The 13,992-nt window shown below is 65.2% G+C and carries 12 protein-coding genes, 1 tRNA gene and 1 pseudogene; 9 read left to right on the plus strand and 5 right to left on the minus strand.

From position 1 onward, the window contains the following. Positions 1-47: 47 nt before the first annotated feature. The 3 genes from ACFQE0_RS22680 to ACFQE0_RS22690 all read right to left on the minus strand — a co-directional run bounded on the left by ACFQE0_RS22680 (position 48) and on the right by ACFQE0_RS22690 (position 4,371). On the minus strand, positions 48-821 hold the full coding sequence (locus ACFQE0_RS22680) for a Bax inhibitor-1/YccA family protein (protein ID WP_378973680.1): 774 nt from the start codon (positions 819-821) through the stop codon (positions 48-50). Between the two features lie 245 nt (positions 822-1,066). Continuing rightward, entirely contained in the window at positions 1,067-3,592 is a 2,526-nt protein-coding gene (locus ACFQE0_RS22685) for an ABC transporter permease (protein ID WP_378973683.1), read from the minus strand. Between the two features lie 53 nt (positions 3,593-3,645). Beyond that, on the minus strand, positions 3,646-4,371 hold the full coding sequence (locus ACFQE0_RS22690) for an ABC transporter ATP-binding protein (protein ID WP_378973685.1): 726 nt from the start codon (positions 4,369-4,371) through the stop codon (positions 3,646-3,648). Between the two features lie 30 nt (positions 4,372-4,401). Between ACFQE0_RS22690 and ACFQE0_RS22695 the strand changes: the two genes are divergently transcribed. After that, positions 4,402-5,127, plus strand: a complete 726-nt coding sequence (locus ACFQE0_RS22695; RefSeq protein ID WP_378973688.1) for an arylesterase — start codon at positions 4,402-4,404, stop codon at positions 5,125-5,127. Beyond that, positions 5,127-5,666 (plus strand): RNA 2',3'-cyclic phosphodiesterase, encoded by a 540-nt coding sequence (thpR, locus tag ACFQE0_RS22700; RefSeq protein WP_378973690.1) that lies wholly within the window; start codon positions 5,127-5,129, stop codon positions 5,664-5,666. The genes ACFQE0_RS22695 and thpR overlap by 1 nt, the downstream gene beginning before the upstream one ends. 9 nt (positions 5,667-5,675) lie before the next feature. Here thpR and ACFQE0_RS22705 read toward each other — a convergent pair whose 3' ends face one another. Next, a complete protein-coding gene (locus ACFQE0_RS22705; RefSeq protein ID WP_378973692.1) occupies positions 5,676-7,136 on the minus strand; it encodes a methyl-accepting chemotaxis protein in 1,461 nt (486 codons plus the stop codon). 432 nt (positions 7,137-7,568) lie between these two features. On the opposite strand from ACFQE0_RS22705, the gene ACFQE0_RS22710 reads away from it, so the two are divergent. The 3 genes from ACFQE0_RS22710 to ACFQE0_RS22720 all read left to right on the plus strand — a co-directional run bounded on the left by ACFQE0_RS22710 (position 7,569) and on the right by ACFQE0_RS22720 (position 9,207). Then, a complete protein-coding gene (locus ACFQE0_RS22710; protein WP_378973694.1) occupies positions 7,569-7,763 on the plus strand; it encodes a hypothetical protein in 195 nt (64 codons plus the stop codon). Between the two features lie 129 nt (positions 7,764-7,892). After that, positions 7,893-8,696, plus strand: a complete 804-nt coding sequence (locus ACFQE0_RS22715; protein ID WP_378973697.1) for an ABC transporter permease — start codon at positions 7,893-7,895, stop codon at positions 8,694-8,696. Between the two features lie 121 nt (positions 8,697-8,817). After that, positions 8,818-9,207: a phage holin family protein gene (locus tag ACFQE0_RS22720; protein ID WP_378973699.1), complete on the plus strand. Its 390-nt coding sequence runs from the start codon at positions 8,818-8,820 to the stop codon at positions 9,205-9,207. Positions 9,208-9,232: 25 nt separating this feature from the next. Here ACFQE0_RS22720 and ACFQE0_RS22725 read toward each other — a convergent pair whose 3' ends face one another. Next, positions 9,233-9,454, minus strand: a complete 222-nt coding sequence (locus tag ACFQE0_RS22725; protein ID WP_378973702.1) for a hypothetical protein — start codon at positions 9,452-9,454, stop codon at positions 9,233-9,235. A gap of 75 nt (positions 9,455-9,529) precedes the next feature. Between ACFQE0_RS22725 and ACFQE0_RS22730 the strand changes: the two genes are divergently transcribed. From ACFQE0_RS22730 to ACFQE0_RS22745, 4 genes and pseudogenes are all read left to right on the plus strand, one after another. Further along, a complete protein-coding gene (locus ACFQE0_RS22730; RefSeq protein ID WP_378973704.1) occupies positions 9,530-10,243 on the plus strand; it encodes an SDR family NAD(P)-dependent oxidoreductase in 714 nt (237 codons plus the stop codon). A gap of 61 nt (positions 10,244-10,304) precedes the next feature. After that, positions 10,305-10,379: transfer RNA gene (locus ACFQE0_RS22735), tRNA-Gln, on the plus strand. A 120-nt stretch (positions 10,380-10,499) separates the two neighbouring features. Next, positions 10,500-12,386, plus strand: coding sequence for a DUF6538 domain-containing protein (locus ACFQE0_RS22740; protein ID WP_378973707.1), 1,887 nt, complete (start codon positions 10,500-10,502; stop codon positions 12,384-12,386). A gap of 658 nt (positions 12,387-13,044) precedes the next feature. After that, a pseudogene (locus tag ACFQE0_RS22745) lies at positions 13,045-13,892 on the plus strand (metal-dependent phosphohydrolase). Positions 13,893-13,992 lie beyond the last annotated feature (100 nt).

Below are 13,992 nucleotides of genomic sequence, written 5' to 3' on the forward strand. Positions count from 1 at the left end.
CCCGGCGGTCTCCCGCCGGGGCCTTCTCAGTTCGTCGTCCCTAACGCTTAGCGGCGGTCGCCGACCAGCGAGAGCAGGAACTGGAACATATTGATGAAGTCGAGGTAGAGCGTCAGGGCGCCGTTCACCGACATCTTGGCCGCCATCTCACCGTCGAAGCCACCGTAGAGATACATCTCCTTGAGCTTCTGGGTGTCGTAGGCGGTCAGACCCGCGAAGATCAGCACGCCGAGCACCGAGATCGCGAACTGGAGCGCCGACGAGGCGAAGAAGATGTTCACCAGCGACGCGATGATGATGCCGATGAGGCCCATCATCAGGAACGAGCCCATGCCGCTCAGGCTACGGGTGGTCGTGTAGCCGTAGAGGCTGAGGCCGCCGAAGGCCGCCGCCGTGATGAAGAACACCTGCACCACGCTCGCCCCCGTGAAGACGAGGAGGAGGGTGGACATCGAAGCGCCCATCACCGCCGCGAAGGCGAAGAACATCGTCCGCGCCGAAGCGGCCGACATCCGGTCCATCCGGAACGAGAAGACGAAGATGAAGGCCAGCGGCGCCAGCATCAGCACCCACTTGAGGGGGCTGGTGTAGAGCGTCGCACCGAAGGAGGTCAGCACCGGCCGCGTACCCTGGTAGGCCGCGACGGACGCCATGTTGAGACCCAGCGCCACGAGGCCGGAAATTCCGAGCCCCACAACCATGTTGTTATAAACGCCGAGCATGAAGGAGCGCAGGCCCTGATCGACTTCGACCTGGGTTCCGGCATAGCCGGTCGGCTGCTGCTGCTGGCCGTACCGGAAGGGGCTATTTTCGAATGCCATGGGAGTTTCCTTGCGGAGGCTCTCTCAGCGTGGTGTTTCGGGCGAGGCCCACGCAGGACCTCTGGCGCCGGGTGGCGCCTCGGAGTTGAATATGTTGCGGGACGCTGCTCCGCACAAGACCCGGCCGAGGTTCGAGAGGCGGTTTTGGACGTCTCTCGCATGTAAATTTGTTCATGAATTCCGGGATTAAACCCGCTACTCGCCCGAACGACCGGCGTTCGACTGGGTGAGGATTAACGCGATCCTTATAACTCACGTAGGTAAGGCGCCGGCTTCTGGCCGAGGATTCGCACCGTCCCGGCAAGGCCGAGCAGGATCGCGAGCAGCACCGCCGCCCCGGCGGCGATCAGCGCCCCCGACAGGTCGAGCTGGAAGTCGAGGTGCATCACCTTGGCGACGATGACCCAGCCCGCCGCACTGCCCGCGATCAGCCCGAACAGGGCGGTGGCGAGACCGAGCGCCGCATATTCGAGGGCATAGGCCGAGAGCAGCCGGGACCGGCTGGCGCCGAGCACCTTCAGCACCACGGCATCGTAGAGCCGCGCCCGGTGACCCGCCGCCACGGCGCCGCCGAGGACGAGAAGGCTTGCCAGGATCGCCACGCCGCTCGCCCCGCGAATCGCCAGGACGAGCCGCCCCACGAGATCGCCCACCGCGTCGAGGGCATCCTTCACCCGCACCGAGGTGACGGAGGGGAATTCCTTCGCGACGCCGCGCAGGATGCGGTTCTCGGTCGCCGCGTCCGGTCCGCCCGGCAGGGACAGGGTGGCGAGGTCGGAGTGCGGCGCGCCCTTGAAGGTGCCCGGCGAGAAGACCATCACGAAGTTGATGCCGAGATTGCGCCACTCGACCTTGCGCAGGTTGAAGATCGTGGCGGTCACGTCCCGCCCGAGGACGTTGACGGTGACGGTGTCGCCGAGCTTCAGCCCGAGCATCCGGGCGAGGTCGCCCTCGAAGGAAACGAGGTGGCCCGCGCCCTCCCCGGCGTCCCACCAGCGCCCTTCCTCGACCTTCGTGCCTTCGGGCACCGTGTCGGCGTAGGTGATGCCCCGATCGCCGTCGAGCACCCAGGCGGCATCCTCCGGCGGACGGATCTTGCGGACCGGCACGCCGTTCAGGGCGACGATGCGCCCGCGCATCATCGGGACCTCCTCGATCTTGCCCGAGGGAGCCTGCGCGCGAAGATAGTCGCGGAACGGCCCGGTCTCGCGGGAGGGGATGTCGAGGAAGAACAGGTTCGGCGCCTTGGCGGGGAGCGTCGCGCTGATCGTCCGGCGAACATTCGCGTCGATGAGGCTCAGCGCCACGAGGAGCGTCACGCCGAGGCCGAGGGAGAGGACGATGGTCGGCGTCAGGGCGCCGGGCCGGTGAAGGTTCGCGAGCGCCATCCGGGGCGCGGCCCACTTCGGGTGCGGCAGACGCCGCGCCCCCGCCATCAGGCCCAGGGCGACGAGGTGCAGGAGCCCGAAGGCGATGCCCGAGGCCGCGATGAAGATCATCGCCACCCGCCGGTCGAAGGAGGTCGCCACCGACAGGCCGACGAGGAGCAGGATCGAGGTTCCGAGCCAGAGGCGGTAGCGCCGCCGGGGGGCGACGCGGGCGGGATCGACGGTATCGCGGAACAGCCCCGAGACCGGCACGTCGTGGGCACGGCCGAGCGGCGTGATCGCGAAGGCGAAGGCCGTGAGCAAGCCATAGGCCGCCGCCAGCGCCAACTCGCCGGGAGCGATGGTCGGGTTGAGCGGCAGGGGCAGGCTCTCAGAAAACAGCGCCTCCACGAGGAAGGGCAGGCTCGCCCCCAGCGCGAGGCCGATGAGCGTGCCGAGCCCTGCGATCAGCATGACCTGCGTGAGGTAGAGGGTCACCACGGTCGAGCCCGGCGCGCCGATGCTCTTCAGGGTGGCGATCGCCCCGCGCTTGCGCTCGACGAAGGCGTGGACGGCATTCGCCACGCCGACCCCACCGACGATCAGGGCGGTGAGGCCGACCAGCGTCAGGAACTGCGTGAACCGCTCGATGCTCTGGGCGAAGCGCGGATCGGCATTGGCCCGGCTGCGGACCTGCCAGCCCGCCTCCGGGGCACCCTGGCGCACCCGCGCCTCCACCACATCGAGGGCGGCGCCTGGGGGCAATTGTACCCGGTAGCTCCAACGGCTGAGGCTGCCCGGCTGGACGAGTCCGGTGCCGCGGAGCGCCTCCTGCGACACGATCAGACGCGGCCCGAAACCGATACCGCCCGCGATCTTGTCGGGCTCGGACTGGATCGTTCCGCGCACGGTCAGCGGGTGACCGGCGAGCGTGATCCGGTCGCCGGGCTTGAGATCGAGGCGGGTCAGCAGGGCCGGGTCGGCCAGCGCACCGGGCACGCCGTCCTTCACGCCGAGCAGGCCGGCGAGGTCGCCGGGCGGATCCGTCACGAGTTCGCCCGCCGCTGGATAGGTCGCGGGATCGACGGCCTTCAGTTCCACCAGCGTCGCGTCGCCTCCAGGCGCTACCGCCATGGCCCGCAGGGAGGCGATGATGTCGAGCCGCCCCTCCTTGCCGAGGACCGCCCTTTCCTGCTCCGTCGCTTCGCGGTTGATGAGGCTGTAGGACAGGTCGCCGCCGATGATCCGGCGCCCCTCGCGTCCGAGCCCGTCCGAGAGGGAGCGCGACACCGAGGCGATGCCCGCGATGGCCGCGACGCCCAGCGAGATGCAGGCGAGGAACACGCCGAAGCCGGACAGACCGCCGCGCAATTCACGCAGGGCCAGCCGGAGGATGAGGGGCATCCGCCGGGGCGGGCGGGCGGCGGGGGGAGAGTGCCGTGCACCTTATCGCTTCCTCACGCCTCGACCGCCCCTTGCACCGGCTCCTCGACCACCCCGGAGCGCAGACGCACCGTGCGGTCGCAGAGGCTGGCGAGGCCGTTATCGTGGGTCACGAGGACGAGGGTCGCCCCCCGATCGCGCTTGAGGCGGAAGAGCAGGTCCACGATCTGGCGGCCGGTGGTCTCGTCGAGGTTGCCGGTGGGCTCGTCGGCCACCAGGATCGCCGGATCGGGCGCGACGGCGCGGGCGATGGCGACGCGCTGCTGCTCGCCGCCCGAGAGCTGGGCTGGATAGTGATGCAGCCGGTGGCCGAGGCCCACCGCCTCCAGTTCGGCGCGGGCGCGCTCATGGGCGCCCGTCCTATCCGCGAGTTCGAGGGGCAGGGCCACATTCTCCAGCGCCGTCATGGTCGGCACGAGGTGGAAGGACTGGAACACGATGCCGATCCGTCGGCCGCGGAAGCGGGCAAGGGCATCCTCGTCGAGGCCCACGAGATCCGTGCCCTCCACGAGCACCCGGCCCGAATCCGGCCGTTCCAGGCCGGCCATGACCATGAGCAGCGTCGACTTGCCCGAGCCGGACGGGCCGACAAGGCCCACCGCCTCCCCACGCCCCACATCCAGCGAGATGCCGCGCAGGACATGCACCCGGGCCGGGCCGCGCCCGAGGCTGAGGTCGATCCCGTCGAGGGCGATGGCCGGATGGGCCGGTGCCATCCCGCCGCTCTTGTCGTCGCTCATGGCGTGTCCGATCTGTGGGCGATGACGAGCATGAGACGCACGGCGCCGCGCCGGATTGGGTTGCGGCGCGATATGGGTGATGCATTGCGGCTGCGCCATGACAGGCGCCACCGTTTCCCGATTCTCGTGCTGTTTGCCGCACTGATGAGCCTGATCTTCTCCTCTCCGATCCTCGCCGCCTCGCGCCCGATCAAGCTCGTGGCCTTCGGCGACAGCCTGACCGCGGGCTACCGCCTGCCCGCCGACGCGGCCTTTCCCGCCGTGCTCGAACGGCTGCTGAAGGCGAAGGGCCGCGACGTCTCGATCGCCAATGCGGGAGTTTCCGGCGACACCACGACCGGGGGACTCGACCGGCTCGATTGGTCGGTGCCGGACGGGACGGACGGCGTGATCCTCGAACTCGGCGCCAACGACATGCTGCGCGGCACCGACCCCGCCGTCGCCCGGCGCAACCTGACGGCGATGCTCGACCGGCTGAAGGCGCGCGGCATCCCCGTCCTGATCGCCGGGATGCAGGCGGCGCCCAATCTCGGGCCCGATTACCGCGCGAAGTTCGATGCGATCTTCCCCGATCTCGCCAAGCAGTACGGGTTGATCCTCTATCCGTTCTTCCTCGACGGAATCATCGGCGATGCCGGGCAGCACCTCGATGACGGGCTGCACCCGAACACGAAAGGCGTGCAGACCATCGCGGCGCGGATGGTGCCGACCGTCGAGCGGTTCCTCGACACTCTCCCGGCCAAGGCGGCGCGGTGATGCCGCGCCTGTTCACCGCGCTTGCCGTGCCGCCGGATGTCGCGACCGCCCTGGCCGCCTACCAGGGCGGCCTGCCCGGAGCCCGCTGGATCGAGCCGGGCGATTTCCACGTCACCCTGCGGTTTCTCGGCGATGTCGAGCGAACCATGGCCGAGGATTTCCTCGACCTCCTCGGCGAGATGCGATCGAGGGCGCCCCTCACCGTTACGCTCGACGGACTCGGCGTGTTCGGCGGAGGCAAGCCCCGGGCGATCCTCGCCACCGTTCACCCCTCCCCCGAGATCGTCGATCTTCAGGACGAGCAGGAGCGATTGGCACGCCGCGCCGGTCTCGCTCCCGAGACGCGGCGCTTCACCCCGCACGTCACCCTCGCGCGCCTGCGCCGGGAGGCGAACCAGGAGGCGGTGGCGATGTACCTGTCGCAGGCCCCGATCTTCGCGCCCCTCACCTTCACCGCCGACCGGGTGACGGTCTATTCGGCCCGCGAGTCGACCGGTGGCGGGCCGTATCTCGCGGAGGCCGAGGTGCCGTTCGCTTGAGGTCCAGCGTCAGCTGGCCTTGAGGAAGGTCTGCATGCTGGCGCCGAGACCACTCGAATGTTCGGCGAGGCGCTCGGAGATCTCACGGACCTTCTCGGCAAGGGTGCCGGTGGCTCCGGCGGCGGTCGAGACGCCGGTGATGTTCACGGTCATTTCCTGCGTCGAGGCCGCCTGCTGCTCCACGGCACCCGCGATGGCGAGCGTCAGTCGCGACAGCTCCCCGACCGCTCCCGTGATCATGCCGATGGCCGAAACGGCTTCGCCGGTAGCGGATTGGATGGCGTGAATCTGCTGGGTGATCTCGTCCGTGGCGCGGGCGGTCTGCCCGGCGAGTTCCTTCACCTCCGCCGCCACGACGGCGAAGCCCCTCCCGGCCTCCCCCGCGCGGGCCGCTTCGATGGTCGCGTTCAGCGCGAGCAGATTGGTCTGGTCGGCGATCGACTTGATCATCGCGACCACCGAATCGACCTTGCCGGTCTTCTCGGCGAGCGCCCGCACGGTCTGATCGGTGGTGCCCGCCTGATCCGCGATCTGGTTCGCGCGCTCCGAGACGCGGCCGACCTGGCTGGAGATCTCCTTGACCGTGCTCGCCATCTCCTCGGATCCGGCGGCCACGGTGGCGGCCAGGCCGCTGGCCTCGTCGGCTGAATGGTTTAGTCCCTCGGCGGATTGGCGCATCTCGTCGATGGCCCGGCCCAGCGCATCGACCACCCGTGTGACTTCGGCCGCCATCGCGACCTGCGCCGTGATCACCGACCACGTCAGCATCGGGGCGATGTACTGACCTTCCGGATCCTTGATCGCGGAAACCTGAAGGTCGAGCGTCTCCGGTCCGACCTTGATCCGCGTCCGGTGCGGAAGGCGGCTCGCATCGGCCAACATGTTCCGCTGGTGGTGGGGATTCTTGTGAAAGATGTCGAAGGACCGGCCGAGCATGTCGGCCACCTTGACCGGCAGATGCTGCTCGATCGTTCCCAGCGTCCGCGAGGATGTGCTGTTGAGATAGTTGATCTTGAAATCGTCTTTGGGGTCGGCCGTCATCACAGCGACCGGCATGTCGTCGATCATCGTCAACAGGCGGCTGACCTCGTTCTTCTTGGCGGTGATGTCCGCCGCCACCTTGATGACCTTCAGCGGCTTGCCGTCCTGATCGAGGACGGGATTGTAGCTCGCCTCGAGCCAGACCCGGCGCTTGGTCTTGTCGAGGCGCATAAATTCGCCCGAGACGAACTCGCCGGCGCGGAGCTTCGCCCAGAACTGCTCGTATTCCGGCGACTTCGCGACGGCGTCCTCGATGAAGATGCGGTGGTGCTTGCCCTTGATCTCCGAGAGATCATACCCGACCACCTTCGTGAAGTTGGAGTTGGCCGTCAGGATCGTGCCGTCCATCCCGAACTCGATGATCGCCATCGACCTATCGATCGCGTCGATCACGAACTGGGATTCGGAGAGCTTCGGCCGCCTGAACATGATGGAATTTTCCCCCTTGATGCTGCGCGATAGCATTCACCAGACTTATTAAAATTCGGCAGTATCCTCATATGAATAACTCTTCGATACTCATGCAAGTTTGCCCCGTTTTCAGTCACGCCGATCCAATCGTGTCAGGGCGACCATTCAATGCGACGAAAAAGCAGCGCTTTTCGATCAGGCACACTTCGGCCTCGCGGATCGTGACTTGAACGAATTTAACGGAGGTCGCCGCGAGACAGATTTTTATTTCCAAGGCGCGAATCCGCGGGGCTTTAGATCGCGACCAGATTTCGAACCTTGTTCAGGCTCTATCTCGCCGGCTGGATGCAGCGCTTTCCGCAGCGCACAAGGCTGTTAAGCATCAATCGATGCGGCAAACGCAGAGCGGATATGGCAAATCCGCACTCACGGCACCGTCCGATTGCCCCCATGATGCTGCAATGCACCATCGCGGGCCAATCGGCCCAGCCGGAGGTTCCCATGACCCTCATTGCCAAGTCTGTTGCCCGGAGCCTCAGCGTCTCCGCCATCCGCATAAGCCGCGCCCTCAACCGGTCGGCGGTCGGCCGCTACGAAGAGGCCCGCGCGCAGGTCGAGCGCACCGGCTTCGGCGGAATGCTCTGATCTGCCTTTCGGGGTGGTCTAGAGATCGCCGGGATTTGAGGGCGACGTAGTTTCGTCGCTTTCCCTCTCCATGTCGCTCTCGGCGCGGTCGCCTCCCGGCGGCGTCCGAGAGACGGGATCGTGAGGGCGATGGCGAGTGGCCTGACGGCGAACGAGCGCGAGGGCGGGCGGCTCAGCCCTCTCGAATCCTATCTGCACGTGCTTCACGCGCTGATGCTGCGCGACATGCGCACCCGCTTCGGTGGCACGTTGTGGGGCTACGGCGTGGTGGTGATGTGGCCGTGCGTCCACATTCTCATGCTGATTGCGATCTACTCTTTCCAACACATGCCTGCTCCGGTCGGGAATAGCGTACCGCTTTTCTTCGCAACAGGCCTCGTGCCAGTGCTGATATTTCAGTACGTTTCTCGCGAAGTGATGAAGGCAACCCTAGCCAACAAGCCGTTGACTTATTATCCTCAAGTCAAACTATTTGATTTGATCCTTGCGCGCGTTCTTGTTGAAATTGTTACCGGATTCCTTGGTCTGCTTGTCGTTGTCAGTGTGCTCGTTGCTACGGGAACAGATCCTCGGCCCGTCGACAACTTCTTGGCAGTGACGGCATATCTATCGTCTATTCTTCTGGGCATTGGCATCGGTGTCGTCAACGTCGCGATTGTTGGCTTCTTTCCCGGCTGGCTTGTGGGCTACGCGCTCTTTAACATCGTCATGTATCTCGCCAGTGGGGTCATTTTCTTGCCAAGCTTTCTGCCCGAGAAAGTTTATTACTGGTTTAAGTTCAATCCTGCGCTTCAACTTTCCGAATGGATGAGGTCGGCTTATTACCCAAATATTGGCGTACAAGTCGATTATCTCTATGTTATATTATTTGCTCTCACTTCGCTGGTGTTTGGCCTGCTGATTTTGAAGCACATCGTCAGTAAGCAGAGCTAAGACGCGGAGCGACCGAATCGCCGGCGCGGCGCGGAACCAGCGGGTGCGGATGCCGTTGGCGCCGTGCCCGGCGGTGTTGCGGCGGGCAAGCTGAGGCCCGCCCGGGCCGCCGCGAGGCTCCATGCGCGAGACCGTTCCGCTTCTTCCCCTGCTGGCCGCGGCCCTGCGCGACGGCGCCGATCACACTGCGCAGATGTTGCGGCTGGCGCGCATCGAGACCGATGCCACTCTTCGGACATGGCTTCGACTCGCCGGCATCCTGGGCACGATTCCGATCCTTGCGGTGGCGACCTTCTTCCTGGGGCTCGATGCCCTGGTGAAGATCATCGCAGCCTTGAGCGGGGCGCCATTGGTCTCGGCTCTCATCGTCGCCGCGCCCTTCATCATCGTGGCCGGCATTCTCGCGTGGTTCGGCGCCAGGCGGATGGCGTTATCGAACCTTGAACCGTACCGGTCCTGGCAAAAGGCGGGCCGCTCGCCCGGCGCTTCGCGCACGCACCCGGCCGGATGAGCCGCGCGGCATGTCCGTTCCCGACTCAGCGCGAAGAGTCGCGCCCCGGCGAGCGGGATCCGAGGTGGAGGAAGCTGCGCTCGCCCGTGGCCGCCTCGGCCACGTGCTGGATTGTCTCGATCAAATCCGCAACCGGCCGGGCCTGCACGGGCCGGAAGCTCGCGGTCTCCACGACGCGGCGCGGTTCGAGGCGACCGGCAGCGAGTTGTGCCTCGCTCAAGGCATCGAAACTCCGACGTTTGGCCATGCTCTCGATCCTCCGTCCCGGACCTCAATCCATCATGGTTGACGAAAGGTTAATTGGCCTCGTCCCGGAGGTCCCATGACGAGCGCGGTCGTCGTCGGAGCCTCGGGTGGCATCGGCCGCGCCCTTGTCGAGCGGATCGCCACGAGCGGTGCCTTCGATCGCGTCTTCGCGCTGTCGCGGGCGGGCATCGAGGGCGGGCCTGGGATCGTCACGGGCCAGATCGACCTCGCCGACGAGCAGAGCATCCGCGAGGCGGCGTCCCGCGTGGCCGAGGAGGGGCCGGTGGGTCTCGCCATCGTCGCGAGTGGGATGCTGCATGGTCCTGGCGTCTCACCCGAGAAGGCGTTGAAGGCGATCGACCCGGTCGCGATGACGCAACTCTTCGCGGTCAATACGATCGGCCCCGCCCTCGTCGCCAAGCACATGGTGCCGCTTCTGCCCCGAACGGGCCGCAGCGTGTTCGCGGCCCTCTCGGCACGGGTTGGCTCGATCAGCGACAACCGTCTCGGCGGCTGGTACGGCTACCGGGCGTCCAAGGCGGCTCTCAATCAGATCCTGCGCACGTTGGCGATCGAGGTCGCTCGCACTCGACCCGAGGCGATCATTGCAGGCCTCCATCCCGGGACGGTCCGCACCGGTCTTTCGAACCCCTTCCGCCCTGATGCCGACAGCCCCGATACGGTCGCGCCGGAAGAGGCGGCGGCGAATCTCCTCACCGTCCTGAACGCCCTTACGGTCGCAGACAGCGGGGGCATCTTCGCCTGGGATGGCCAACAGGTCCCGCCGTAGCGCCAGCGCCTCTCGGAGCACTTGCCAGAGCCGGATCGGCCGTCTAGGAGATCGCGGTCTTTGGGGCGTCGCCAAGTGGTAAGGCAGCGGTTTTTGGTACCGCCATTCCCAGGTTCGAATCCTGGCGCCCCAGCCAAAGGCTCAAGATTCTCAGCCGGCCGTTGATTCTCCGGCTGTTTTCGGACCCGCCCGGGCCGACCGCTCCGTCCAGGTCCACTCGGGAGGTCCACTTGTCTGGACGGCAGGGATTCCTGCCTTGCCCCACACCCACCTTCGCCGCCGCCGACAAACGGTCTTTTTTCGCCGTATCATCCCCCATGACCTGCGCCAGCGGTTTGGCCAGCGCGAGATCCTGCGCTCGCTCGGGCAGGCCACGCCGGGGGAGGCTCGACGAATGGCGCAACAGCTGTGGGATGGGACGGAGAAGATATTCACGATCGTCCGTTTCGATCGGTCGCTCACACGCGCCGACATTGCCCGGCTCGCGGAGCAGTACCTAGACTCCGCGTCCATCAAGCACGAAGGCCTCATCACGTACATCGGGCGCTACCCAAAGAGCGAGGATCTTCCTGGCGTCGACAACACGACGCCTGAAGACGGAATAGCTGATGGCAGCGATTTCGTCGGAGATTGTCCAAAGGGGACCCTCAATGATCCGGCCGAATGGGTGATTCTCTATGAGGGCCGACTGGAAGTCCTGAAACGTGACCGCTCACTCAACAATCTCGCATCCTATCGCAGCGCGGCACAGGAACTCGCTTTACGCAACGAGATCGACCTCGACTCGACCGCTCATGAAGACGCGCTTTGCCGCGCGCTGCTTGAGGCCGAAATCAAGGTTGCCGAGGACATGCTGACCTACCTGCGCGACGTCGTCCTGCCTCATCATCCCCTTCATGCGGACGCTCATCGTCCGATCGTCTCAAATCCGCCGTCGCGGCCTAACGCGCCGGCAACAGACAAGGCACGTCAAACTCGAAGGTTGTTTAGCGACGTCTGGGTGGCCTATACCGGCGACCGCGTCATACACAATGAATGGAAAGAGGCTATTGCTCGCCAAGCCCAGTCGACAGGACGTCTTTTCGTCGAGATATGTGGAGACAAACCCCTCGAGGCTTATGGACCCGCCGATGCCGCCGAGTTTAGGCGTGCTTTGCTCAGCCTACCCGGCAACTACGACAAGTGCATCGAGTGGCGCGACATTCAGCGACGAGCCGGCATCCGCGGCTTGATTGAACATTGCAACGATAAGACCGGCATCGATCGGCTGAAACCGCAGACCTTCAACAGGCACCTCGCGGCTTTGTCGGGAATTTGGCCTTGGGCTCAGGTCAACGAAGTCGTCGCCAAGGGTGCGCCGTCGATCTTCGAGGGTTTGCACATCAACGTGAACCGCGCCCGAGGTCGGCATCACAGGACGCGGGATGAGCGTCCAGCCTGGAATCAGGCCGAACTCGTAGCCGTACTAAATTCAGATTTATTCTTCGGAATTCGTAGTCGTCGCAGTTGGAAGAAGGCGGGCTCACAGGTCCTGCGCGATGAGCGCTACTGGGGGATCCTGATCGGCTCCCACAGCGGCATGCGGCGCGGTGAAATTTTCCAACTCCGGGTACGACACGTCGTGAAAGATGCAGAGACCGGGATCTGGCACTTCAATCTTGTGGATCCGACTCTGAAGCTGAAAGCGGAGGGAAGCGTTCGGTGGATCCCTCTTCATCAGAATCTGTTGAGCCTCGGCGTGATCGAGGCTTTGGTGGAGGGGCGAGGCGACGATGAAATGCTCTTGTCCGAGGGTGAGGCGGGCGCCGAGGAGAAGGATATTCTCAAAGACGGAGAGAGTACGTCATTCGGTAGCGCCTTCGGGAAATGGTTTCAGCGCTTTAAGTCGCATCACGGCGTACGCGAAGAGGTCGTGTTTCATTCTTTTCGACATTCTGCGACAACGCTTCTTTGTAACGTCGGCGTTCAGCGTGCTTTCGTAGAGGAGCTTATCGGACACGAGAGTTCGGTGAGACGATCCGAAATGGATCGTTATAATAAAGGCCAGACCCTGCAAAAACTCAAGGATGTAGTCGATCGTCTTGTTCTGCCAATCGACGTCCCGAGGATGATCGATGCAGCGCGAAATCGAAAGCCCGGCTAAAAACAGCGACCAAAACATGTATCGGCAGTTCACGGTGTTCGCGATTAGACATCGCAGGCGCAAGTGGAACTCGACGAGGGGCAGTTGATCCTAAAACCGGAGCGATGCCCGAAAGCAGAAGCTTTGGATTTGTCCCCGGCTGACTACTTCCTTCTCGGATCTGTGTGCTCGGAAGCTGACGTAGTTGATGGAGTGCTGGCGACCGACTTGGGTGGATTGCGGCTGTACCGGTTTCGGGAGCGGGTTCGACGAAAGCGGCCGCTTGGCGATTGGCTGGAACTGGCCATTAGCTTGATAGCTGCTTCGGAGGAGGTCGGCTGGAAAAATTAGACGGCTTCTATAACGATCCGACGCGGTCGTTCACGACAAACGCGGCTGCCCCGTCAAGCAAAAGTAGCCGGCCTTGGAGGCCACATGCTCGTCGTCATATGCGGGCTACTTGGCTTAGGCGAGACGATCCTGGGGAAGGCCCTCGCCGTCAGGTGTTCCGTCACCATTGGAGGGCAAGAGAGCGACGGCCTCTAAGCGCCGCGGCAGACCCGGATGGTCAAGGATCCCTCGGAGGGTGTCCGTCAGCCGACGCAGACATAGGTCATCCAGGGCCGGCGGGCATGAGTCCAGCCACGTCGGCGTTCCGCCCGGACGCGAGGTCCCGACCATGTTCGACACCACGAAAGTGGTCGCCAACGCCCTGAGCGAACACCTCGCACTCACGTATCAGCGCACGTTCGGAAGCCGCGAGCCGCGATACGCCGAGATCATCGAGGCTTCCGCGCGGCTCACGATCGAGCGCATCGCCGGAAGCGACGCGCTCTACCACGACGGCGATCACACGATCCTCGTCACCCTCGTCGCCCAGGACATCCTGCGCGGCCGCTTCCTGCAGCGTGGCGTCACGCCCGAGGATTGGCTGCACATGATCCTGGCCGCCCTCTACCACGACATCGGCTACGTGCGCGGCGTCTGCGCGGGGGACCGGGCCAACGCCTTCGTCATCGACGCCCAGGGCACGACGGTAGGCTTGTCGCGAGGCGCCTCGGACGCCGCCCTGACACCCCACCACATCGAGCGCTCCAAGCTCGCGGTGCAGGAGCGCTTCGGCACGCACGACATCGTCGACGCTGGCCGTGTGATACGGGCCATCGAGCCACCCGCTTCCCGGTGCCCGAGGACGACGAGCACCGCGAGACCGGAACGGAGGCGGGCCTGCTGCGGGCAGCGGACCTGATCGGGCAGCTCGGCGACCCCCTCTACCCGCGCAAGCTGAACGCCCTGTTCCACGAGTTCGCCGAGGCCGGGCTCGATGGCCAGCTCGGCTACGACAGCCCGGCCGACCTCGCGGAGCGCTACCCGGCGTTCTTCTGGGGCAAGGTCGAGCCGGTGATCGGCGATGCGGCCCGTTTCCTGGACCTCACAGTGGAAGGGCGTGTCTGGATGGCCAACCTCTATGCCCACGTGTTCGCCGCCGAGCACGACCGCCGTCGAATGGGTCCGCATCCCGGTTGAACGCGGGAAGGCGGCGGTCGCACGCCATGCATGCCGAGGCGAACCATGCACCGGCGACCGGCTCGGCGCGTGGCAGCAAGCCACCCCGGTCTCCTCTCGC

Source organism: Methylobacterium komagatae, assembly GCF_042661665.1.
Taxonomy (GTDB): domain Bacteria; phylum Pseudomonadota; class Alphaproteobacteria; order Rhizobiales; family Beijerinckiaceae; genus Methylobacterium; species Methylobacterium komagatae.